General features: G+C 70.2%; 20 protein-coding genes. 16 read left to right on the forward strand and 4 right to left on the reverse strand.

The features are described 5' to 3' along the window. Positions 1-2 precede the first annotated feature (2 nt). On the reverse strand, positions 3-620 hold the full coding sequence (locus FZC61_RS08155) for an AIM24 family protein (RefSeq protein ID WP_148613653.1): 618 nt from the start codon (positions 618-620) through the stop codon (positions 3-5). A gap of 305 nt (positions 621-925) precedes the next feature. On the opposite strand from FZC61_RS08155, the gene FZC61_RS08160 reads away from it, so the two are divergent. Genes FZC61_RS08160 through FZC61_RS08230 form a run of 15 tightly spaced genes read left to right on the forward strand, consistent with a single transcriptional unit; the run spans position 926 to position 17,637 of the window. Further along, on the forward strand, positions 926-1,288 hold the full coding sequence (locus tag FZC61_RS08160) for an NADH-quinone oxidoreductase subunit A (RefSeq protein WP_148613654.1): 363 nt from the start codon (positions 926-928) through the stop codon (positions 1,286-1,288). 20 nt (positions 1,289-1,308) lie between these two features. After that, the gene (locus FZC61_RS08165) at positions 1,309-1,863 is read left to right on the forward strand and encodes a NuoB/complex I 20 kDa subunit family protein (protein WP_148613655.1); all 555 of its coding nucleotides are present in this window, start codon (positions 1,309-1,311) and stop codon (positions 1,861-1,863) included. A gap of 1 nt (position 1,864) precedes the next feature. After that, the gene (locus tag FZC61_RS08170; protein ID WP_148613656.1) at positions 1,865-2,569 is read left to right on the forward strand and encodes an NADH-quinone oxidoreductase subunit C; all 705 of its coding nucleotides are present in this window, start codon (positions 1,865-1,867) and stop codon (positions 2,567-2,569) included. Beyond that, entirely contained in the window at positions 2,569-3,921 is a 1,353-nt protein-coding gene (locus FZC61_RS08175; protein WP_148613657.1) for an NADH-quinone oxidoreductase subunit D, read from the forward strand. The genes FZC61_RS08170 and FZC61_RS08175 overlap by 1 nt, the downstream gene beginning before the upstream one ends. Beyond that, the gene (gene nuoE, locus FZC61_RS08180; RefSeq protein WP_148613658.1) at positions 3,918-4,736 is read left to right on the forward strand and encodes an NADH-quinone oxidoreductase subunit NuoE; all 819 of its coding nucleotides are present in this window, start codon (positions 3,918-3,920) and stop codon (positions 4,734-4,736) included. The genes FZC61_RS08175 and nuoE overlap by 4 nt, the downstream gene beginning before the upstream one ends. A gap of 10 nt (positions 4,737-4,746) precedes the next feature. Continuing rightward, positions 4,747-6,075: an NADH-quinone oxidoreductase subunit NuoF gene (nuoF, locus tag FZC61_RS08185; RefSeq protein ID WP_281289807.1), complete on the forward strand. Its 1,329-nt coding sequence runs from the start codon at positions 4,747-4,749 to the stop codon at positions 6,073-6,075. Beyond that, entirely contained in the window at positions 6,072-8,480 is a 2,409-nt protein-coding gene (locus FZC61_RS08190) for an NADH-quinone oxidoreductase subunit G (protein ID WP_148613659.1), read from the forward strand. Before nuoF ends, FZC61_RS08190 begins: the two co-directional genes overlap by 4 nt. Positions 8,481-8,521: 41 nt before the next feature. Further along, positions 8,522-9,814, forward strand: coding sequence for an NADH-quinone oxidoreductase subunit NuoH (gene nuoH, locus FZC61_RS08195; protein ID WP_148613916.1), 1,293 nt, complete (start codon positions 8,522-8,524; stop codon positions 9,812-9,814). After that, positions 9,814-10,371, forward strand: a complete 558-nt coding sequence (gene nuoI / locus FZC61_RS08200) for an NADH-quinone oxidoreductase subunit NuoI (RefSeq protein WP_148613660.1) — start codon at positions 9,814-9,816, stop codon at positions 10,369-10,371. Before nuoH ends, nuoI begins: the two co-directional genes overlap by 1 nt. Then, positions 10,368-11,222 (forward strand): NADH-quinone oxidoreductase subunit J, encoded by an 855-nt coding sequence (locus tag FZC61_RS08205; RefSeq protein ID WP_148613661.1) that lies wholly within the window; start codon positions 10,368-10,370, stop codon positions 11,220-11,222. Before nuoI ends, FZC61_RS08205 begins: the two co-directional genes overlap by 4 nt. Then, complete coding sequence (nuoK, locus tag FZC61_RS08210; RefSeq protein ID WP_140011381.1) at positions 11,219-11,512, forward strand: NADH-quinone oxidoreductase subunit NuoK; 294 nt, start codon at positions 11,219-11,221, stop codon at positions 11,510-11,512. Before FZC61_RS08205 ends, nuoK begins: the two co-directional genes overlap by 4 nt. Before the next feature lie 14 nt (positions 11,513-11,526). After that, positions 11,527-13,455, forward strand: a complete 1,929-nt coding sequence (nuoL, locus tag FZC61_RS08215) for an NADH-quinone oxidoreductase subunit L (RefSeq protein WP_148613662.1) — start codon at positions 11,527-11,529, stop codon at positions 13,453-13,455. Then, positions 13,456-15,045: an NADH-quinone oxidoreductase subunit M gene (locus tag FZC61_RS08220; protein WP_148613663.1), complete on the forward strand. Its 1,590-nt coding sequence runs from the start codon at positions 13,456-13,458 to the stop codon at positions 15,043-15,045. 10 nt (positions 15,046-15,055) lie between these two features. Next, positions 15,056-16,651: an NADH-quinone oxidoreductase subunit NuoN gene (gene nuoN, locus FZC61_RS08225; RefSeq protein ID WP_148613664.1), complete on the forward strand. Its 1,596-nt coding sequence runs from the start codon at positions 15,056-15,058 to the stop codon at positions 16,649-16,651. Positions 16,652-16,710: 59 nt separating this feature from the next. Continuing rightward, positions 16,711-17,637, forward strand: a complete 927-nt coding sequence (locus FZC61_RS08230; protein WP_148613917.1) for a polyprenyl synthetase family protein — start codon at positions 16,711-16,713, stop codon at positions 17,635-17,637. 3 nt (positions 17,638-17,640) lie between these two features. On the opposite strand, the gene rarD is transcribed toward FZC61_RS08230, so the two are convergent. Continuing rightward, on the reverse strand, positions 17,641-18,552 hold the full coding sequence (gene rarD / locus FZC61_RS08235) for an EamA family transporter RarD (RefSeq protein WP_148613665.1): 912 nt from the start codon (positions 18,550-18,552) through the stop codon (positions 17,641-17,643). Positions 18,553-18,666: 114 nt separating this feature from the next. On the opposite strand from rarD, the gene FZC61_RS08240 reads away from it, so the two are divergent. Continuing rightward, entirely contained in the window at positions 18,667-19,161 is a 495-nt protein-coding gene (locus tag FZC61_RS08240) for a hypothetical protein (protein ID WP_148613666.1), read from the forward strand. Positions 19,162-19,247: 86 nt separating this feature from the next. Here the strand turns inward: FZC61_RS08240 and FZC61_RS08245 are convergent, their stop codons facing one another. Together FZC61_RS08245 and FZC61_RS08250 are read right to left on the reverse strand one after the other, a co-directional pair. Continuing rightward, entirely contained in the window at positions 19,248-20,333 is a 1,086-nt protein-coding gene (locus tag FZC61_RS08245; RefSeq protein ID WP_148613918.1) for a 2-oxoacid:ferredoxin oxidoreductase subunit beta, read from the reverse strand. 23 nt (positions 20,334-20,356) lie between these two features. Continuing rightward, on the reverse strand, positions 20,357-22,303 hold the full coding sequence (locus FZC61_RS08250) for a 2-oxoacid:acceptor oxidoreductase subunit alpha (RefSeq protein WP_211357163.1): 1,947 nt from the start codon (positions 22,301-22,303) through the stop codon (positions 20,357-20,359). Positions 22,304-22,442: the final 139 nt, after the last annotated feature.

A 22,442-nucleotide genomic window follows, 5' to 3' on the forward strand; every position in this document is an offset into this window, starting at 1 on the left:
GCTCACCTCTCCGCGGGCTGGATGTAGACGGTGCCCTGGCCCTCGAAGCGCAGGCTGAACGGCTCGCCGCCGCCCTCGCCCACGAGGCTGCGCCAGGTCACGCCGGAGACCAGCGACATCTGCATCTGGCCCGTGCTGGCGACGTAGGCGTCGGGGTCGACGACCAGAGGCATGCCGGGCGCCACGGCCAGCGGGATCAGCGGACCGTCGGACATGATCGCGCACTGGCCCGAGCCGGTGACACTGGTCGTGGCGAGGCCCTGCCCGGAGGTCATGCCGCGCAGCCCGGCGAACTGCACGTCGAGCTTGAGCCCGTCGGTCACGGCCAGGATGTGCTCGGACTCCACGGTCAGCTTGTCGTTGTCGAGCACCACGACGGTGACGTCGAGGGCGTCCTTGGCGAGGTAGACACGGCCCTGGCCCTGGCACTCCATCAAGGTGATGCTCTCGCCGGCAACCCGCTGGCGCACGGCGGCGCGGAAGCCCCCGCCGCCGCCCATCCCGGCGTGCTTGAAGCTGATCGCCCCCGTGTAGGCCACCATCGCGCCCTGGGCGGCTCGCACGCTGTCGCCGCTCAGGTCGGCATGCAGCACTTTCTTGTCAGCGGTGAGGGTCGCCACCGGGCCTCCGATCGTGGGACGGGCAGGTACGTCGCAGGCGCACCTTAACCACGGGAGGGCCCCGGATGCTGCGACGGGCGGATGACGTCGCGGTGACGGCGCGGCACAGTGACCGCGGGCCAATTAGGACATGGCGTCGTCACGTAAAGCGGCCCGGTGGAGCCGGGTTTCGCCGCTCCAGACCCCGGTGTGACGTGCAACGCTCGGAGTGGCAGTATGACGCCGAGCGCACCTCGTGATTCAGTTCACAAAGTCACAAGAATCACACGTCATCCCGGTACGCCGACCTCGAAGGGATCTTGCGGATGGACCTCTACACCCCCGTCCTCGTCCTGGCGGCCCTGGCCGCGATCTTCGCCGTCGGCTCGATCGCGACCAGTGCGTTCGTGGTCGGGCCCAAGCGCTACAACCGCGCCAAGCTCGACTCCTACGAGTGCGGCATCGAACCCACGCCGCAGCCGGTCGGCGGCGGCCGCTTCCCGGTGAAGTACTACATCATCGCGATGCTCTTCATCGTCTTCGACATCGAGATCATCTTCCTCTACCCCTGGGCCGTGAACTTCGACGCGATGGCCGTCTTCGGGTTGGTCGAGATGGTCATCTTCATCGCCACCGTCTTCGTCGCGTACGCCTATGTCTGGCGCCGCGGCGGACTCGACTGGGACTGAGCAGGAGGGACCACAGGCACATGGGTATCGAAGAGAAGCTGCCGAGCGGGGTGCTGCTCACCAGCGTCGAGGGGCTGGCCGGCTACATGCGCAAGGCCAGCTTCTGGCCCGCGACGTTCGGCCTGGCCTGCTGCGCCATCGAGATGATGACCACCGGCGGCCCCAAGTACGACCTGGCGCGCTTCGGCATGGAGGTCTTCCGGGCCAGCCCGCGCCAGGCCGACCTGATGATCGTGGCCGGCCGGGTGAGCCAGAAGATGGCCCCGGTGCTGCGCCAGATCTACGACCAGATGCCCGAGCCCAAGTGGGTCCTGGCGATGGGCGTGTGCGCCAGCAGCGGCGGCATGTTCAACAACTACGCGATCGTCCAGGGCGTCGACCACGTCGTCCCCGTCGACATGTACCTCCCCGGCTGCCCGCCGCGGCCCGAGATGCTCATCGACGCGATCCTCAAGCTGCACGACCAGGTCCAGGCCATGAAGCTCGGTGCCAACCGCACCGCCCAGATCGCCGAGCTCGAGACCTCCGCGCTCACGGCCCTGCCGACCTCCGAGATGAAGGGTCTGCTGCGCTGAGATGAGCGACGAGGACAAGACCACCGGCCCCGACCAGGCTGACGGCAAGACCCCGGCGACCACCGACGAGGAGGTGCGCGCCGTCGGCGCCCGCACCGGCATGTTCGGCGTGCGCGGCAGCGGCGACACCAGCGGCTACGGCGGCCTGGTCGCCCCGATCGTCTACCCCGGGGCGGCGCAGCGGCCCTTCGGCGGCTGGTTCGACGAGGTCGCCGACGCCCTCGAGACCGTGACGTCCCTGGGCCGGGTCGTGGTGCACCGCGGCGAGATCACCTTCCACGTGCGACGCGAGGACCTCCTGGCGACCGCCCGACACCTGCGCGACGACCCGCGGCTGCGCTTCGAGCTCCTCACGGGCGTCAGCGGCGTCCACTACCCCGATGACGCCGGCGCCGAGCTCCACGCGGTCTACCACCTGCTCTCGATGACCCACAACCGGCGCATCCGCCTCGAGGTCGGCGTCCCCGACGCCGACCCGCACCTGCCGTCGGTCGTCGCGGTCTACCCCACCGCCGACTGGCACGAGCGCGAGACCTGGGACATGTTCGGGATCGTCTTCGACGGCCACCCCGCCCTGACCCGCATCCTCATGCCCGACGACTGGCCGGGCCACCCGCAGCGCAAGGACTACCCCCTCGGCGGCATCCCCGTCGAGTACAAGGGCGGCACCATCCCGCCGCCCGACCAGCGGAGGAGCTACAACTGATGGCCACCACCGACAACAACGACGTCTACGCCGGCACCAACGAGACGACCGAGGGCAAGGTCTTCACCGTCACCGGCCGCGACTGGGACGAGATCGTCGAGGGCCTCTCCGGCGTCGAGGGCGTCGAGGAGCGGGTCGTGGTCAACATGGGGCCCCAGCACCCCTCGACCCACGGCGTGCTGCGCCTGATCCTGGAGATCGAGGGCGAGACGGTCACCGAGGCCCGTTGCGGCATCGGCTACCTGCACACCGGCATCGAGAAGAACATGGAGTTCCGCTCCTGGGTGCAGGGCACCACCTTCGTCACCCGCATGGACTACCTCTCGCCGTTCTTCAACGAGGCGACCTACTGCCTGGGGGTCGAGCGCCTGCTCGACATCGAGGACCAGATCCCCGAGAAGGCCTCGGTCATGCGGGTCCTGCTCATGGAGCTCAACCGGATCTCCTCCCACCTGGTCTGCATCGCCACCGGCGGTATGGAGATCGGTGCTCTCACCGTGATGACGATCGGCTTCCGCGAGCGTGAGCTCGTGCTCGACCTGTTCGAGCTGATCACCGGCCTGCGCATGAACCACGCCTTCATCCGCCCCGGCGGCGTCGCCCAGGACCTCCCCGTCGGGGCCCTCGACGAGATCCGCGGCTTCGTGGCGCTGATGAAGAAGCGCCTGCCCGAGTACGCCGCCCTGTGCAACGCCAACCCGATCTTCAAGGCCCGCCTCGAGGGCGTCGGCCACCTCGAGCTCGACGGCTGCCTGGCGCTCGGCCTGACCGGCCCGCCGCTGCGGGCGACCGGCTACCCGTGGGACCTGCGCAAGAGCGAGCCCTACTGCGGCTACGAGACCTACGACTTCGACGTCCAGACCTGGGACACCTGCGACGCTTACGGGCGCTTCCGGGTGCGGCTCAACGAGATGTGGGAGTCCCTGAAGATCGTCGAGCAGGCCGCCGAGCGGCTGGCCGCGCTCGAGGGCGCACCCGTCATGGTCGCCGACAAGAAGATCGCCTGGCCCAGCCAGCTCGCGATCGGCAGCGACGGCATGGGCAACAGCCTCGACCACATCCGCCACATCATGGGCGAGTCGATGGAAGCCCTCATCCACCACTTCAAGCTCGTCACCGAGGGTTTCCGGGTCCCGCCGGGCCAGGCCTACGTTCCGATCGAGTCGCCCCGCGGCGAGCTCGGCGCCCACGTCGTCTCCGACGGCGGCACGCGTCCGTTCCGCACGCACTTCCGCGACCCCTCGTTCACCAACCTGCAGGCCACCAGCGTGATGAGCGAGGGCGGCCAGGTCGCCGACGTCATCGTCGCCATCGCCTCGATCGACCCCGTGATGGGAGGTGTCGACCGATGACACTGTCCACCGAGACACGCGCCGAGCTTCTCGAGATCGCGGCGCGCTACCCCGAGAAGCGCTCCGGCCTGCTGCCGATGCTCCACCTCGTGCAGTCCGCCGAGGGGCGGATCACCCCCGAGGGCATCGAGACCTGCGCCGAGATCCTCGAGATCTCCCCGGCCGACGTCAGCGGCGTCGCGACCTTCTACACGATGTACAAGCGCAAGCCGGTCGGTGACTACCACGTCGGGGTCTGCACCAACACGCTCTGCGCGGTCATGGGCGGCGACGAGATCTTCGCCCGCCTCAAGGACCACCTCGACGTCGGCAACGACGAGACGTCCGAGAAGCGCCCCGGCGACCAGGCGCAGGTCACCCTCGAGCACCTCGAGTGCAACGCGGCCTGCGACTACGCCCCCGTGGTGATGGTCAACTGGGAGTTCATGGACAACCAGACCCCGCAGTCGGCTGTCCAGCTGGTCGACGACCTGCGTGCCGGCGTCGAGGTCCACTCCACCCGTGGTCCCCGCCTGTGCACCTGGCGCGAGGCCGAGCGGGTGCTCGCCGGCTTCAACGACGGCCTCGCCGACGAGGGCCCCGCGGCCGGACCCGCGTCGCTCGTGGGCCTGGGCATCGCGCGCGAGCGCGGCTGGACGGCGCCCGAGGGCGAGCGCAGCCCCCGTGCGGTCGACGCGGCTCCCGCCGTACCCTCCGAGCCCGCGGACGCGCCCCGGGCCGCGGCCGAGACCGACGACGGCGTCGCCGAGGCCGCCGCCGTCGAGCAGGACAGCCCCACCAGCAAGACCGCGGCGGACAAGAAGGAGGCGGACTGACGTGACTGACGTGACTGGTTCCATCGACACCCTCACCCCCGTCCTGACCCAGGACTGGGACGCCGAGCGTTCCTGGACGCTCGAGACCTACACGGCCCGTGGCGGCTACCAGGCGCTCGACAAGGCGCTGGGCATGGCCCCCGACGACATCGTCGCCGCGGTCAAGGACTCCGGCCTGCGCGGTCGCGGCGGCGCGGGCTTCCCGACCGGCATGAAGTGGTCCTTCATCCCGCAGGACAACCCCAAGCCCAAGTACCTCGTGGTCAACGCCGACGAGTCCGAGCCGGGCACCTGCAAGGACACCCCGCTCATGATGGCCTCGCCCCACCTGCTGGTCGAGGGCGTCATCATCAGCTCGTTCGCCATCCGCGCCAACCACGCCTTCATCTACGTGCGCGGCGAGATCCTCCACGTCATCCGGCGCGTGCAGGCCGCGGTCGCCGAGGCCTACGCCGCGGGCCACCTCGGCAAGAACATCCATGGCTCCGGCTACGACCTCGACGTCGTCGTGCACGCCGGTGCCGGCGCCTACATCTGCGGCGAGGAGACCGCCCTGCTCGAGGGTCTCGAGGGCCGCCGCGGCCAACCGCGCCTGCGCCCGCCGTTCCCCGCCGTGGCCGGCCTCTACGCCTGCCCGACCGTCATCAACAACGTCGAGTCGATCGCGTCGGTGCCCAGCATCGTGGCCAACGGCGCCGGCTGGTTCGCCTCGATGGGCACCGAGAAGTCCAAGGGCTACGGCATCTTCTCGCTCTCGGGCCACGTCACCACGCCCGGGCAGTACGAGGCCCCGCTCGGCATCACCCTGCGCGAGCTGCTCGACCTCGCCGGCGGCGTACGGCACGGCCACGAGCTGAAGTTCTGGACGCCGGGTGGCTCCAGCACCCCGTTGCTCACCGCCGAGCACCTCGACATCCCCCTCGACTTCGAGGGCGTCGCCGGTGCCGGGTCGATGCTCGGCACCCGCGCCCTGCAGGTCTTCGACCAGACGACCTGCGTCGTGCGCGCGGTGCTGCGCTGGACCGAGTTCTACAAGCACGAGTCCTGCGGCAAGTGCACGCCGTGCCGAGAGGGCACCTGGTGGTTGGTGCAGACCCTCGGCGCGCTCGAGCGCGGCCAGGGCAACGAGGCCGACCTCGACCTGCTGCTCGACCAGTGCGACAACATCCTGGGCCGCTCGTTCTGCGCGCTCGCCGACGGGGCGACCAGCCCGATCGTCAGCTCGCTGCAGTACTTCCGCGACGAGTACGTCGCCCACCTCACCCACGGCGGCTGCCCCTTCGACGCCTCGGCGTCGACGGCCTGGGCCGGCGCCCTCACCGGAGCATCCACGTCATGACGACGACCCCCGACAAGACCGACCTGGTCAGCGTCACCATCGACGGCATCCAGGTCGACGTCGCTCCCGACACCCTGGTGATCCGGGCCGCCGAGCAGGTCGGCGTCCAGATCCCGCGGTTCTGCGACCACCCGCTGCTCGCCCCCGTCGGGGCGTGCCGGCAGTGCCTGGTCGACGTCCCCGACGCCGGCAACGGTCGCGGCTTCCCCAAGCCGCAGGCCGCGTGCACCCTGCCGGTCGCGCCGGGGATGGTCGTCAACACCCAGGCCACCAGCGAGGTCGCCGACAAGGCGCAGCAGGGCATCATGGAGTTCCTGCTCATCAACCACCCGCTCGACTGCCCCGTCTGCGACAAGGGCGGCGAGTGCCCCCTGCAGAACCAGGCGATGAGCAACGGCCGCGGCGAGTCCCGTTTCGTCGGGTCCGGTGCCGGTGGGGTCAAGCGCACCTTCCCCAAGCCGATCAACCTCTCGCCCCAGGTCCTGCTCGACCGCGAGCGCTGCATCGTGTGCCAGCGCTGCACGCGGTTCGCCGAGCAGATCCCCGGCGACCCGTTCATCGCGCTGGTCGAGCGCGGCGCCCAGCAGCAGATCGGCATCGCCGACAACGCGCCGTTCCTGTCCTACTTCTCGGGCAACACGATCCAGATCTGCCCCGTCGGAGCCCTCACGTCGGAGTCCTACCGCTTCCGCTCGCGCCCCTTCGACCTCGTGTCGAGCCCGTCGATCGCCGAGCACGACGCGTGCGGGTCGGCCATCCGCGTCGACCACCGGCGCGGCAAGGTCATGCGCCGGCTGGCCGGCAACGACCCGGAGGTCAACGAGGAGTGGATCACCGACAAGGACCGCTTCGCCTTCACCTACGCCGTCGAGCCCGACCGGCTGACCTACCCGCAGGTCCGTGACGAGGACGGGTCCCTGCGCCCGGCGTCGTGGCCCGAGGCGTTCGCCGTCGCGGCCCGCGGTCTGCGCGCTGCCGGCTCGGTCGGGGTGCTGACCGGCGGCCGGCTGACCGGGGAGGACGCCTTCGCCTACAGCAAGTTCGCCCGCGTCGCGCTCGGCACCAACGACATCGACTTCCGGGCCCGGCCCCACTCCGCCGAGGAGGCCGAGTTCCTCGCGGCCCACGTCGTCGCGACGGGCCCCGAGGGCGGGTCGGTGACCTACACCGACCTCGAGACCGCCTCCACCGTGGTGCTGGTGGGCTTCGAGCCCGAGGACGAGGCCGGGGCGATCTTCCTGCGGCTGCGCAAGGCGGCGCTCCACCACGGCACCCGGGTGCTCGCGATCGCGCCGTTCACCACCCGAGGCCTGCGCAAGATGCACGGCACCCTGGTCCCGACGGCGCCCGGCGACGAGCCGGCCGCGCTGTCCTCGCTCCTGGGCCACGCCGATCACGGGCTCGACGCGCGCGCCGTCGTGCTCGTCGGCGAGCGCCTCGCGACCGTGCCCGGCGCACTGAGCGCCGTGGCCGAGCTGGTCGCCAAGAGCGGTGCCCGGCTGGCCTGGGTCCCGCGGCGCGCCGGCGACCGCGGCGCCCTCGAGACCGGTTGCCTGCCGGGGCTGCTGCCCGGTGGTCGACCGGTCTCCGACGCAGCCGCACGCGTCGACGCCGCCACCTCCTGGGGCGTCGACAGCCTGCCCGAGACGCCGGGGCGCGACGGTGACGCGATCGTCGCCGCCCTGCTCGCAGGCGACCTCGGCGGGCTCGTGATCGGCGGCGTCGACCCGCACGACACGACCGACCCCGCCGCCACGACCGCGGCGATCGCGGCCGCCTCGTTCGTGGTGGCCCTCGACCTGCGCGCCAGCGACGTCACCCGGGCCGCCGACGTGGTCTTCCCCGTCGCCCCGGTCACCGACAAGGCCGGCTCGTTCGTCAACTGGGAGGGGCGGGTCCGCACCTTCGACCGCGTCCTGGCCAACCCGGCCTCGCTGCCCGACCTGCGCGTCCTCGCCGGGATCGCCGAGGAGATGGGCACCCCGCTGGGGTTCCGCACCGTCGAGGACGTGTGGTCGCAGATGGAGGACCTCGGCCCGTGGGACGGCGCCCGCGCCACCATGACGCCGGTCGCCCCGACCGCGGCAGGCGCTGACGCCGACTCCCAGGGCCTGCGGCTGGCCACCTGGAAGCAGATGCTCGACAACGGCACCATGCTCGCCGGCGACAAGCACCTGGCCGCCACCGCACGGCCCGCCGTCGCGCGCGTCAGCCGGGCCGTCCACGACGCCTGCGGCCCGACCGTCACGGTCACCGGTGACCGCGGGTCGGTCACGCTGCCCTGCGAGGTCGCCGACGACCTCGTCGACGGCGTCGTCTGGCTGCCGGCGTCCTCGACCGGTCGCGGCCTGCTGGCCGACCTCGCCTCACCCGGCTCCCGCGTCACCGTCACCGGAGGCAACTGATGATCACGCTGCTCTCGACAGCCGTCCCCGCCCCGGCCGCCATGGTCGTCGACGAGGGCCTGCAGGCCTTCGGCCAGGACCCGTGGTGGGTCGTCGGGCTCAAGGTCCTGCTGATCTTCGTGACCCTGGTGCTGCTCACGCTCTTCAACATCTGGTGGGAGCGCCGGGTCGTGGCCCGGATGCAGCACCGCATCGGCCCCAACGTCAACGGGCCCTTCGGCCTGCTGCAGTCGCTGGCCGACGGCGCCAAGCTGATGTTCAAGGAGGACATCATGCCCAAGGCCGCCGACAAGGTGGTCTTCGTCCTCGCGCCTGTCCTCGCCGTGATCCCGGCCTTCGTGACCTTCAGCGTGATCCCGTTCGGACCCGAGGTGAGCTTGTTCGGCGAGCGGACGCCCCTGCAGCTCACCGACATGCCGATGGCCGTGCTGTTCGTGATGGCCATCGCCTCCATCGGGATCTACGGCATCGTGCTCGGCGGCTGGTCGAGCGGCTCGACCTACTCCTTGCTCGGCGGCCTGCGCTCCAGCGCCCAGATGATCTCCTACGAGGTCGCGATGGGCCTCTCGCTCGTCTCGGTGTTCCTCTACGCCGGGTCGATGTCGACCTCCGAGATCGTCGCCGCCCAGAAGGACCTCTGGTTCGGGCTGGTCCTGATCCCGTCGTTCCTGATCTACGTCGTGTCGATGGTCGGTGAGACCAACCGCGCCCCGTTCGACCTCCCCGAGGCCGAGGGTGAGCTCGTCGGCGGGTTCCACACCGAGTACTCCTCGATCAAGTTCGCCCTGTTCTTCCTGGCCGAGTACGTCAACATGGTCACCGTCTCCGCCCTGGCGACGACGCTGTTCCTCGGCGGGTGGCGGGCGCCGTTCTGGATCGACGAGTTCTGGGCCGGGGCCAACGAGGGCTACTGGCCGGTGCTGTGGTTCTTCGGCAAGGTGCTGTTCTTCATCTTCGGCTTCATCTGGCTGCGCGGCTCGCTGCCGCGGCTGCGTTACGACCAGTTCATGGCCCTGGGGTGGAAGTTCCTCATCCCGATCGCGCTGGTCTGGACCCTCGCGGTCGCCACGCTGCGCGTGGGCCGCACCGAGGGCTGGTTCAGCGGCGACAACGTGCCGGTCGTGATCGGCGTCGTGGTGGTCCTGCTGATCGGCCTGTTCTTCATCGGCGGCGGCGACAAGGAGACCGTCGCCGACTACGTCGCGGCCCAGCCGCAGCCCGGGGCGTTCCCGACCCCGCCCATGCCCGCCGGAGGTGCGGTCCGAGGGGCCGCTGCTCCGCTCGTGTTCGACAGTCCCGCCCGGATGACCACGGTGGCGGGGGAGGAGGCCTGATGGCCGACGACAAGGGCGACAACAAGTCGTTCAAGGAGCAGTTCATCGACCCCGTCGCCGGGTTCGGCGTCACCTTCCGCACGATGTTCCGCAAGGTGGTGACCGAGCAGTACCCCTTCGAGAAGCTGCCGACCGCCCCTCGGTTCCACGGCCGCCACCAGCTCAACCGGTGGCCCGACGGGCTCGAGAAGTGCATCGGCTGCGAGCTGTGTGCCTGGGCGTGCCCGGCCGACGCGATCTACGTCGAGGGAGCCTCCAACGACGACGCCGGCGGCGAGCGTTTCAGCCCCGGTGAACGCTACGGCCGCGTCTACCAGATCAACTACCTGCGCTGCATCCTGTGCGGGCTGTGCATCGAGGCCTGCCCGACCCGGGCGCTGACGATGACCAACGAGTACGAGCTGGCCGACGACAACCGCGCCGACCTCATCTACGAGAAGTCCGACCTCCTCGCCCCGCTGCTGCCGGGCATGGAGCAGCCCCCGCACCCGATGCGCGAGGGCTTCGACGAGGGCGACTACTACCGCGGCGGACTCTCCACCGGAGGTGCCAAGTGATCGCGTTCTGGACCCTCGCCCCGCTCATGGTGCTCGCCGCGCTCGGCATCCTCTTCGTGCGCAAGGCCGTCCACGCGGCGCTGCTGCTCGCCGTGGTGATGATCAGCCTGGCGATCCTCTACGCCGACCTCGACGCGCCGTTCCTCTTCGCGGTGCAGATCATCGTCTACACCGGCGCGATCCTGATGCTGTTCCTGTTCGTGCTGATGCTCGTCGGCGTCGACTCGGCCGACTCGGTGGTCGAGACGATCAAGGGCCAGCGCGTGCTCGCCACCGTCGGGGGGCTGCTGCTGGGCCTGATCCTGGTGATCAGCCTGTCCCAGCTCACGCTCGGCACCGCGACCGGGCTCGACGACGCCAACGAGGGCGGCAACATCCCGGCGCTCGCCAACCTGGTGTTCTCCCGCTTCGTCTTCGCCTTCGAGGTCACCAGCGCCCTGCTGATCACCGCAGCGGTCGGCGCGATGGTGCTGGCCCACCGCGAGCGCCTGACGCCCAAGCAGACCCAGGCCGACCTGGCCGCCAAGCGGGTCCGCGACTTCGCCGACAAGGGTGCCCACCTCGGCCCGCTGCCGGCGCCGGGCGTCTACGCCCGCCACAACGCGGTCGACACTCCCGCCCTGCTGCCCGACGGCACCGCTGCGGAGTCCTCGGTCTCGCGCGTGCTCGCCGCCCGCGGCACCGTGCGGTCGGCCCCCGCCATGGCCCATGACATCGAGGACCTCAAGCGTCAGCTCGGCGTCGACACCGCGGCCCGCCCCGGCGTCACCGGCACCTCCGGTGCCGCGGCGTCGACCACCGAGGACGTCCCCGCCGAGCACGGCAAGCACGACGAGGGAGCGACCTCGTGACCGAGTACGTCGTGCTGTCGTCGATCCTGTTCACCATCGGTGCCGTGGGGGTGCTCGTGCGCCGCAACGCCATCGTGGTGTTCATGTGCGTCGAGCTGATGCTCAACGCCTCCAACCTCGCGCTCGTGGCCTTCGCCAAGCAGCACGGCAACCTCGAGGGGCAGGTGGCGGCGTTCTTCGTGATGGTCGTCGCGGCCGCCGAGGTCGTCGTCGGGCTCGCCATCATCATGACCATCTTCCGGTCCCGTCGCTCGGCCTCGGTCGACGACGCGAGCCTGCTGAAGTTCTGAAAGGTCCGACCTACATGTTCGTCTTGGAGACCGGGACCGAGATCCCAGTCGTCGCGCCCAGCGGTGCCGACGGCGTGCTCGGCCTCGTGTGGTTGGTGATCGCGCTGCCGCTGCTCGGCGCCGCGGTCCTGCTGCTCGGCGGCCGTCTCACCGACCGGTGGGGACACTGGCTCGGCACCGCCATGCCCGTCGGGTCCTTCGTGATCAGCCTGCTGATGTTCGTCGACCTGCAGGGGCGCGACGAGGAGGACCGCCAGGTCGTCAAGCACCTCTACGACTGGATCCACGTCGGTGGCCTGCGCGTCGACATGGACCTGCTCTACGACCCGCTCGCGGCACTGTTCCTGCTGCTGATCACCGGCGTCGGCTCGCTGATCCACGTCTACTCCATCGGCTACATGGAGCACGACCCCCGGCGCCGTCGGTTCTTCGGTTACCTCAACCTCTTCGTCGCAGCGATGCTGATGCTGATCCTGTCCGAGAACTATCTCGGGCTGTTCCTCGGCTGGGAGGGCGTCGGCCTGGCCTCCTACCTGCTGATCGGCTTCTGGCAGCACAAGCACTCCGCCGCGCAGGCCGCCAAGAAGGCCTTCGTCATCAACCGCGTCGGTGACATGGGCATGGTCACGGCCATCTTCCTGGCCTTCACCCTGTTCGGCTCCACGAGCTTCACCGAGATCAGCCAGCGCGCCGGTGGGGCGTCCGAGACCGCGATGACGGTCCTCGGGATCCTGCTGCTGGTCGGAGCCTGCGGCAAGTCCGCCCAGGTCCCGCTCCAGGCCTGGCTGCTCGACGCCATGGAGGGCCCGACCCCGGTCTCGGCCCTCATCCACGCCGCCACCATGGTGACGGCAGGCGTCTACCTCATCGTCCGCTCCAACTTCGTCTTCGACCGCGCCCCCGACGCGCAGACCGCGGTCGTCGTGGTCGCGGTCGTCAGCATCCTGTGGGGTGCCGCGATCGGGTGCGCCAAGGACGACATCAAGAAGGCCCTGGCCGGGTCGACGATGAGCCAGATCGGCTACATGATGCTGGGCGCCGGCCTCGGCCCCGCCGGCTACGCGTTCGCGATCTTCCACCTGCTGACCCACGGGTTCTTCAAGGCCAACATGTTCCTCGGAGCCGGCTCGGTGATGCACGGCATGGACGACGACGTCGACATGCGCCACTACGGCCTGCTCCAGAAGGCCATGCCGGTCACGTTCCTCACCTTCGCGATGGGCTACCTCGCGATCATCGGCTTCCCGGGCTTCTCCGGGTTCTGGTCCAAGGACAAGATCATCGAGGCGGCCATCGCCGACAACTGGGTGGTGGGCGTGGCCGCGATGCTCGGCGCCGGCGTCACCGGCTTCTACATGACCCGCCTGATGCTGATGACCTTCTTCTCCCAGAAGCGTTGGCGCAAGGGCGTCCACCCGCACGAGTCGCCCCAGGTGATGACGATCCCGTTGATCGTGCTCGCCGCGCTCTCGGTGCTCGGGGGCGGCCTGCTGCTCGGCAACTGGATCATCGACTGGCTGACGCCGGTGGTCGGCGAGGAGCCCGAGCACGACCTGCCGATCCCCGCCCTCGCCATCACGCTCCTGGTGCTCCTCGTGGTCGCAGCGGGCGTCGCGACCGCCGTCGCGCTCTTCCAGCGCCAGCGGGTCCCCGAGGTCGCCCCCACCGAGGTCTCGTTCGTCACCCGGGCCGCCCGCGCCGAGCTCTACGGCAACGAGATCAACGAGGGTCTCGTGGTCGGCCCCGGTCGGCGCCTGGTCAGCGGACTCCTGGTCTTCGACCGTTCGGGTGCCGACGGCCTGTTCATGGGCGGCGGGGCCACCGTGGGAGCCCTCGGCGACGTCCTGCGCAAGGTGCAGACCGGCTACGTCCGCTCCTACGCCCTGTCCGTACTCATCGGCGTCGTCCTCGTCGCCGCAGCCATGCTGGCGGTGCAACTCTAGATGCTGACCACCCTCATCCTCGTGCCGTTCGTCGGCGCCCTCCTCGTTGCGTTCCTGCCGGCCACGTCGGCGCGCTCGATCGCGCTCGGTGTCTCGGCCGGCACCCTCGGCCTCGGTGTCGCCGCCGCGGTCATGTTCGACACCGGCGACCGGGCCCTCCAGCTCACCGAGCAGGTCAGCTGGATCGAGTCCTTCGGCGTCCACTACGCCCTGGGCGTCGACGGGCTCGGCATCCTCATGGTGCTGCTCACCGTCGTGATCACCCCCGTCGTGATGCTCGCCGGGTGGGACGAGGGAGACGACAACCCGCGCTCCTACTACGCCTGGATGCTCGCGCTCGAGGCCCTCTCGCTGGCCGTCTTCTGCGCCACCGACGTGTTCCTCTTCTACGTCGTCTTCGAGGCCACGCTGATCCCGGCGTACTTCCTGGTCGGCGGCTTCGGCAAGGAGGGGCGCGGCGCGGCCGCGGTCAAGTTCCTGATGTTCCAGCTCGGCGGCGGTCTGGTGCTGCTCGCGTCGGTGATCGGCCTCTACGTCGTCTCCGCGCAGGCCGGCAAGCCCTCCTACCTGCTCACCGACCTCGAGCAGCTCGACATCTCGACCGGAGCCGGCCGCTGGCTGTTCCTCGGGTTCTTCGTGGCGTTCGCGGTCAAGGCGCCCCTGTTCCCGTTGCACACGTGGCTGGCCGACACGACCGAGAAGGCCACACCCGGGGTCTCGGTGATGCTCGTGTGCGTGCTCGACAAGATCGGCACCTTCGGCATGCTGCGCTTCTGCCTCGGGATCTTCCCCGAGGCCTCGCAGTGGGCCACCCCGGTCGTCGTCACCCTCGCGGTCGTCTCGATCATCTACGGCGCCCTGGTCGCCATCGGCCAGGACGACGTGCTGCGGCTGATCGGTCTGACCTCGCTGAGCCACTTCGGCTTCATCACCCTCGGCATCTTCGTGTTCAGCACGCAGGGCGCCTCGGGCGCGATCCTCTACATGGTCAACCACGGCATCGGCACGGCTGCGCTCTTCCTGGTGGCCGGCTACCTCATCCGCCGTCGCGGAACGACCCTCATCAGCGAGATGGGCGGGCTGGAGAAGAAGGTGCCGGTGCTCGCCGGGCTCATGCTCGTCGCCGGCCTGGCGACGCTCGGCCTGCCCGGGCTGAGCCCGTTCGTGTCCGAGTTCCTGGTGCTGCTCGCCGCGTTCGACTACGGCTGGTGGGTCGGCGCGTTCGCCGTCACCGGCATCGTCCTGGCGGCGGTCTACATCCTGTGGATGTACCAGCGGATCTTCACCGGTCCCGCCCACGGCACCCTCGACGCCCACGTGTTCGACGACGGGCACGACGGGCACGACGGACAGGGCGCCGGCGACACCGCCACCCAGGTCGCCGCGCGCACCGAGGTCATCCCCGACGCCACCCACCGCGAGGTCCTCGCCGTGGCCCCGCTGATGGTTGCGCTGGTGTTCTTCGGGTTCTTCCCGCAGCCCCTGCTCGACCTGGCCAACCCCTACGCGGAGCGCCTGCTGCAGGTCCAGGTGGGCGTGCAGGACGACCCGCCCACGGTGCCCGCACCCCAGACCGAGAGCGGCGAGTGAGCTGACGACCATGGACTTCATCAAGCCCACCATCGAGTACGCCGAGCTCTCCCCGCTCTTCATCATCTTCGGTGCCGCGATCCTCGGCGTGGTCGTCGAGGCGTTCGTCGCGCGGCCGCGACGTCACGTCGTCCAGGTCTCGCTCGCGGCGGCCGGCGTGGTCGGCGCGTTCGTCGCCACCGTGCTCGTCGGTCTCAACCTCGACGAGGTCGGTGACGGCGCGGGCCGTGGCCTCGTCGGCGCCGAGGGGTCCGTGGTCGTCGACGGGCCGGCCGTCTACCTCTGGGGCCTCATCCTCGTCTTCGCCCTCGCCGGCGTGGCGCTCTTCGCCGAGCGCAAGCTCGACGCCGGTCTCCCCGTCTTCGCAGGCCAGGCCGCCGCGATGCCGGGCAGCGAGGGCGAGCGCGAGGCCGCCAACGCGGGCCTGGCCCACACCGAGGTCTACCCGCTGGTCCTGTTCGCCGTCGGCGGGATGATGCTCTTCCCCGCGTCGGGCGACCTGCTCACGATGTTCGTGGCCCTCGAGGTGCTCTCGCTGCCGCTCTACCTGCTGTGCGGGCTGGCCCGGCGCCGGCGCCTGCTCAGCCAGGAGGCCGCGCTGAAGTACTTCCTGCTCGGCGCGTTCTCCTCCGGCTTCTTCCTCTACGGCGTCGCGCTGGTCTACGGCTACGCGGGCTCCATGGGCTTCGAGGCCATCCACACCGCTGTGCTCAACGGCTCCGACAACCGCTCCCTGCTCCTTCTCGGCATCGGGATGCTGTCGGTCGGCCTGCTGTTCAAGGTCGGCGCCGCCCCGTTCCAGGCCTGGACCCCCGACGTCTACCAGGGCGCGCCCACCGCCGTGACGGCGTTCATGTCCGCCGCCACCAAGATCGCCGCCTTCGGTGCCATCCTGCGTCTCTACTACGTGGCGTTCGGTGCCGACCGGTGGGACTGGCAGCCGATGATGTGGGCCGTCGCCATCCTCACGATGCTCGTCGGTGCGGTGGTCGCCTGCGTCCAGGGCGACGTCAAGCGGATGCTGGCCTACTCCTCGGTCGCCCACACCGGCTTCCTGCTCACCGGGGTCCTCGGCGTCCAGGCGGCCTCCGAGCTGGCCGACGGCCAGGTGACCTCGTTGCAGGCGGTGCTCTTCTACCTCACGACCTACGGCTTCGCGATCGTCGGTGCGTTCGCCATCGTGACGATGGTGCGCGACGCCAACGGCGAGGCGCCGTCGTTCGCCCGATGGACGGGCCTGGGCCGGCGCTCGCCGGTCGTGGCCGGCGTGTTCGCCTACTTCCTGCTCTCGATGGCCGGCATCCCGCTGACCTCCGGCTTCATCGGCAAGTGGGCCGTCTTCACCGTCGCCATGTCGGCAGGTGCCTGGCCGGTCGTGCTGGTCGCGATCGCGTCGAGCATCATCGCGATCTACTTCTACATCCGCTACATCCGCCTGATGTTCTTCACCGAGCCCGAGCCCGACCAGGTGCTCGCCACCGTCGCCACGCCGTCCCCGCTGACCAGCGTGACCGTCGCGTTCTGCGCGGTCGCGACCCTGGTGCTGGGCGTTGTTCCCGGCCCGGTGCTCGACCTCGCGGCGCAGGTGGGAGACTTCATCAGGTGACCAGCGACCTGGCTCTGCCGATCGACGACGAGGAGCTCGCCGAACGGTTGAGCCGGCGGATGGCCGAGGTCGAGAGAGCGCTCTTCGACCACGCCGTCAGCCCGTCCCCGTACGTCACCGAGGCGGCGCGACACCTGCTCTCGGCGGGGGGCAAGCGCTTCCGCCCGCTGCTCGTGCTGCTGGCCGCCGAGGCCGGGGCCGACCCCGGCTGCGAGGGTGTCCTCACCGCTGCCTGCGTCGTCGAGATCACCCACGTGGGCTCGCTCTACCACGACGACGTGATGGACGAGGCCGCGCTGCGTCGCGGTGCCGACTCGGCCAACTCCCGGTGGGACAACCACGTCGCGATCCTCACCGGCGACTGGCTGTTCGCGAAGTCCTCCGAGCTCACCGCCCGGCTCGGCGCCGACGCGGTCAGCATCCAGGCCGCCACGTTCACCCGCCTGGTGGAGGGCCAGATCCTCGAGGGTGTCGAGCCGACCGGCGACCCGCTCCAGCACTACCTCGACGTCGTCGCCGGCAAGACCGGCTCCCTGATCGCCACCTCCGCGCGCTACGGCGCCCGCTTCAGCGGCACCAGCCCCGAGGTCGAGGAGGCCCTGACGGCATACGGCGAGATCGTCGGGTCGGCCTTCCAGCTGTCCGACGACATCCTCGACATCGTCTCCGACTCCGAGGAGTCCGGGAAGACCCCCGGCACCGACCTGCGCGAGGGCGTGCCCACGCTCCCGGTGCTGATGGCGCTGGCCTCCACCGACCCGGCCGACGCCCGTCTGCTCGAGCTCCTGCGTGCCGACCTCAGCGACGACGCGCTGCACGCCGAGGCGCTCGGCCTGCTGCGCGAGCACCCCGCCCTCGACCAGGCCCGCGCCTATGTCGTGGCCCGGGCCCAGGAGGCCAAGGCCCTTCTCGACGTGCTGCCGCAGGGTCCGGTCCGCACGGCCCTTGAGGACTTCGCCGACGTCGTGGCGGTCCGCAGCAGCTGACGTTCAGCCGGCGGAGCTCGCCGTCGCGGCCAGCACCAGCTGGCGGCGCCGGTGGTGGAGGGCCTCGTAGGTGAAGACGGCCAGGGCGCCCCAGACCAGGACGAAGCCGAGCCACCGGCCGGCGGTCATGGTCTCGGAGAACACCAGCAGCCCGAGCGCGAACTGCATCGTCGGCGCGATGTACTGCAGCAGCCCGAGCGAGACCATCGAGACCCGGGTGGCGGCGGCGCCGAAGCAGATCAGCGGGATCGCGGTGACGATCCCGGTGGTGGTCAGCAGCAGCGCGTGACCGACGCCCTCGCTGGTGAAGTGACCGTCACCGTGCCGGCCGAGCACCACGAGGTAGCCGAGCGCGACCGGCGCGATCGCCGCGGTCTCGAACGTCAGGCTCTCGACCGCCCCGACGCCTGCGGTCTTCTTCGCCAGCCCGTAGGTGCCGAAGGAGAAGGCGAGGACCAGGGCGATCCAGGGCGGCCGGCCGTAGTCCCACGCCAGCACGCAGACGGCGGCGACACCGACGCCGAGCGCGGCCCACTGCAGCGGGCGCAGGCGCTCGCGAAGCACGAGCACGCCCATCAGGACGGTGACGAGCGGGTTGATGAAGTAGCCCAGTGAGGTCTCGACGACCCGCCCGCTGTTGACGCCGTAGATGTAGGTCGTCCAGTTGGCGGTGATGGTGACCGCGGCCAGCACCAGCAGCAGGGTGACCCGGCGGTCGGCCAGGATCGCGCGGAGGTGTGCCCGCCGGCGCAGCACGACGACCAGGACGGCCATCGTGAGCAGCGACCACACGACGCGGTGGGCGAGGATCTCGAGGGCGCCGCTGGGCTCGAGCAGCGGCCAGTACAGCGGGAACGTGCCCCAGAGCGTGTAGGCCGCGACCCCCAGCACGAGCCCGCGTCGGTCCTCGGTCACGTCGAGACTCTAGAGTCACCCCCATCAGCGGCACCCGGCGCACCCCTCGGGGTTTGCGGGGACGCCGTACGGGCAGGAGCCCGAGGTCACACCCCACCAGTCTGAGGAGTCCCCATGCGTTCGCTCCGCATCCTCGTCGCCGTCCTCGCCCTCGCGTTGACCGTGTCGATGGCGCTCGTCCCCTCGCAGGCGTCGGCCCGCGTCGACAGCCGTCCGGCCCCCGGCGTCCAGCAGGCCGGCGTCGAGAAGGCCGGCGTCGAGAAGGCCGGCGCCAGCGAGCGCGCCGCCGACATCACCGTCACCGCCCGCGTCGTCAAGCGTCGGATCAAGGCCAACCGGCCCAAGCAGCTGGTCCTCGTGGGCACGGTCACCCCCGCGCAGGGCCCGGTCTACATCCAGAAGGCCACCAAGTGCGACAAGGCCACGCGGACCTGCAACTTCAAGTTCTACCGCAAGGTGTTCCTCAAGAAGGGCTCCTACCAGGCCGTGATCGACGCGCCGCCCACGCTGCGCAGCTGGCTGTGGCGCGCCAAGGTCAAGACCAGCTTCAGCACGATCTGGCAGACCTGCACCCGGCGCCCCGAGCAGAGCTGCAAGATCCCGTACTGATCCTGAACGCCCCCCGAGCAACGCGAAGGGCCCCCGCCGTCGGCGGGGGCCCTTCGCTGTCGACGGACGCTCTGACTCGTTCCTCGTCAGACGACCGTCCAGGTATCGCCGCCGTTGATCAGGTTGGTCAGCCGCTCGGTGGGCTCGCCGGGTGCGGCGTCCTGGGCCGAGGTGACCTGGGAGCGGGCCTGGTCGTCGTAGGTCGGTCGGGCGACCTGGCGGAAGATGCCGATCGGGGTCTGGTCGAGGTAGCCCATCTCGGTGAGCCGCGAGATCGCGAACGCGGTGGTCGGGTCGGGCTGGTGGGCGTCGTGGACCAGGAGCGCCTCGGCGGGCACCTGCCCCGGCTCGGTGCCGACCTCGACGATGCGGACGCCGCCGGTCTCGGTGTCGCGGACCAGGCCCTTGGCGCCCTCGCGGCCGAACCGGACGGGCTCGCCGTGGACCAGCGGGATCAGCGCGTCGTGCTTGGTGTCGTTGTCCTTGATGGCGTCGAAGGCGCCGTCATTGAAGATCGGGCAGTTCTGGTAGATCTCGACCAGCGACGTGCCGCGGTGAGCGGCAGCGGCCGACAGCACGGAGGTGAGGTGCTTGCGGTCGGAGTCGATCGTGCGGGCGACGAACGTCGCCTCGGCGCCGAGAGCGAGCGAGACCGGGTTGAAGGGGTGGTCGACCGAGCCCATCGGGGTGGACTTGGTGACCTTGCCGGCCTCGCTGGTGGGGGAGTACTGGCCCTTGGTGAGGCCGTAGATCCGGTTGTTGAAGAGCAGGATCGTCATGTTGACGTTGCGGCGCAGGGCGTGGATGAGGTGGTTGCCGCCGATCGACAGCGCGTCGCCGTCGCCGGTGACGACCCAGACCGACAGGTCCTCGCGGGCGGTGGCCAAGCCGGTCGCGATCGACGGCGCCCGGCCGTGGATCGAGTGCATCCCGTAGGTGTTGAGGTAGTACGGGAACCGGGAGGAGCAGCCGATGCCGGAGACGAACACGATGTTCTCGCGGCGCAGGCCGAGGTCGGGCAGGAAGCCCTGGACGGCCTTGAGCACGGCGTAGTCGCCGCAGCCGGGGCACCAGCGCACCTCCTGGTCGGAGGAGAAGTCCTTGCCGGTCTGGCGGGGGGCGTCGTCGTCGAGGGTCGGGACGAGCTCGACGCCGGTGCGCAGGTCGGGCATGGGCAGGTCGGTGGCGGTCACGGTCAGACCTCCTGGGTGCTGGTAGCGGAGTCGGCGGCGGTCAGGTCGACCTCGACGCCCTCGGCCTCGGCGACGAGGTTGCCGATGGCCTCGGCGAGCTCGGCGGCCTTGAGCGGCAGACCACGCACGTGGTTGTAGCCGATCGCGTCGACGAGGTACTTGGCGCGCAGCAGCAGCGACAGCTGGCCGAGGTTCATCTCGGGCACGAGCACCTTGTCGTAGCGCTTGAGGATGTCGCCGAGGTCGTGCGGGAACGGGTTGAGGTGGCGCAGGTGGACCTGGGCGACGTGGTAGCCGGCCTTGCGGACCCGACGGCAGCCGGCGCCGATGGGGCCGTACGTCGAGCCCCACCCGATCACCAGGACCTTGGCCTGACCCGACGGGTCGTCGACCTCGAGCGGCGGCAGGGAGTCGGCGATGCGGTCGATCTTGGCCTGCCGGGTGCGGACCATCAGGTCGTGGTTGGCGGGGTCGTAGGAGATGTTGCCGTGACCGTCGCCCTTCTCGAGCCCGCCGATGCGGTGCTCGAGGCCGGGGGTCCCGGGGATGGCCCACGGCCGGGCGAGGGTCTTCTCGTCGCGTAGGTAGGGCCAGAACTCCTCGGTCTCGGTGCCGTCCTTGGCCGTCACGGTCTTGTTGGGCGCGGTGGCGAAGGCGGGATCGATGACGGGCAGGTCGTCCACGTCGGGGATCGACCAGGGCTCGGAGCCGTTGGCGAGGTAGCCGTCGGAGAGCAACATCACCGGGGTCCGGTAGGTCACCGCGATGCGGACGGCCTCGACGGCGGCGGCGAAGCAGTCACCCGGCGACTGCGGAGCCACGACCGGGACCGGCGCCTCGCCGTTGCGGCCGTACATCGCCTGGAGCAGGTCGGACTGCTCGGTCTTGGTCGGCAGGCCGGTCGACGGGCCGCCGCGCTGGACGTTGACGACCACGACCGGCAGCTCGGTCATCACGGCCAGGCCGATGAACTCGCCCTTGAGCGCGATGCCGGGACCGGAGGTGGTGGTGACGCCGAGAGCGCCTCCGAAGGCGGCGCCGATCGCCATGCCGATGCCGGCGATCTCGTCCTCGGCCTGCAGCGTGTTGACGCCGAACGACTTGTGCTTGCTGAGCTCGTGGAGGATGTCGGAGGCCGGGGTGATCGGGTAGGACCCGAGCACGATCGGCAGCCCGGACCGCACGCCGCCGGCGATCAGGCCGTAGGACAGCGCCAGGTTGCCGGAGATGTTGCGGTAGGTGCCGGGGGCCATCGTGGCCGGCTTGATCTCGTACTGGACCGCGAAGGTCTCGGTGGTCTCGCCGTAGTTCCAGCCGGTCTTGAACGCCGTGAGGTTGGCGTCGCGGATGTCGGGGACCTTGGCGAAGCGCTTGGCCAGGAACGCCTCGGTGCCCTCGGTGGGGCGTCCGTACATCCACGACAGCAGCCCGAGGGCGAACATGTTCTTGGCCCGCGCCGCGTCCTTGCGCGACAGGCCGAACTCCTTGACGGCCTCGACGGTCATCCCGGTCAGGTCGACCGGGTGGACGGCGTAGTCGGCCAGCGGGTCGTTGACCTCGCCGATCTTGTCGAGGGGGTTGGCGTCGTAACCGGCCTTGTCGAGGTTGCGCTTGGTGAAGTCGTGGGTGTCGACGATGATCGCGGCCCCCTTGGGCAGGTCGCCGAGGTTGGCCTTGAGCGCTGCGGGGTTCATCGCCACCAGCACGTCGGGGGCGTCACCGGCGGTGAGGATGTCGTGGTCGGCGAAGTGCACCTGGAACGACGAGACCCCGGGGATGGTGCCCTGAGGGGCGCGGATCTCGGCCGGGAAGTTGGGCAGGGTCACCAGGTCGTTGCCGAAGACGGCCGACTCCTGCGTGAACCGGTCCCCGGTCAGCTGCATGCCGTCACCTGAGTCGCCCGCGAACCGGATGACGACCCGGTCGAGCTGCTTGACCTGCTTGGACACTGTCCCACCTTCGTCTGCCGGGACGATGGCCGTCCCGGGTGCGTCGGCCGTGACCGACGACGCGTCGCGTGAGGCGTCATCGTACGGCTGCCAGGGCAGAACTAGAACATGTTCTAGACACCTGTCCGGTCCACGTCCA

This window comes from Nocardioides rubriscoriae, assembly GCF_008087085.1.
In the GTDB taxonomy this organism is placed as follows: domain Bacteria; phylum Actinomycetota; class Actinomycetes; order Propionibacteriales; family Nocardioidaceae; genus Nocardioides; species Nocardioides rubriscoriae.

Coding starts and splice junctions, on each gene's coding strand:
- FZC61_RS08240 (WP_148613666.1), top strand. CDS start 18,667: ATGCGTTCGCTCCGCATCCTCGTCGCCGTCCTCGCCCTCGCGTTGACC.
- FZC61_RS08190 (WP_148613659.1), top strand. CDS start 6,072: ATGACGACGACCCCCGACAAGACCGACCTGGTCAGCGTCACCATCGAC.
- FZC61_RS08160 (WP_148613654.1), top strand. CDS start 926: ATGGACCTCTACACCCCCGTCCTCGTCCTGGCGGCCCTGGCCGCGATC.
- FZC61_RS08245 (WP_148613918.1), bottom strand. CDS start 20,333: ATGCCCGACCTGCGCACCGGCGTCGAGCTCGTCCCGACCCTCGACGAC.
- nuoE (WP_148613658.1), top strand. CDS start 3,918: ATGACACTGTCCACCGAGACACGCGCCGAGCTTCTCGAGATCGCGGCG.
- FZC61_RS08170 (WP_148613656.1), top strand. CDS start 1,865: ATGAGCGACGAGGACAAGACCACCGGCCCCGACCAGGCTGACGGCAAG.
- nuoL (WP_148613662.1), top strand. CDS start 11,527: ATGTTCGTCTTGGAGACCGGGACCGAGATCCCAGTCGTCGCGCCCAGC.
- FZC61_RS08165 (WP_148613655.1), top strand. CDS start 1,309: ATGGGTATCGAAGAGAAGCTGCCGAGCGGGGTGCTGCTCACCAGCGTC.
- FZC61_RS08230 (WP_148613917.1), top strand. CDS start 16,711: ATGGCCGAGGTCGAGAGAGCGCTCTTCGACCACGCCGTCAGCCCGTCC.
- FZC61_RS08175 (WP_148613657.1), top strand. CDS start 2,569: ATGGCCACCACCGACAACAACGACGTCTACGCCGGCACCAACGAGACG.
- nuoI (WP_148613660.1), top strand. CDS start 9,814: ATGGCCGACGACAAGGGCGACAACAAGTCGTTCAAGGAGCAGTTCATC.
- nuoH (WP_148613916.1), top strand. CDS start 8,522: ATGGTCGTCGACGAGGGCCTGCAGGCCTTCGGCCAGGACCCGTGGTGG.
- nuoN (WP_148613664.1), top strand. CDS start 15,056: ATGGACTTCATCAAGCCCACCATCGAGTACGCCGAGCTCTCCCCGCTC.
- FZC61_RS08220 (WP_148613663.1), top strand. CDS start 13,456: ATGCTGACCACCCTCATCCTCGTGCCGTTCGTCGGCGCCCTCCTCGTT.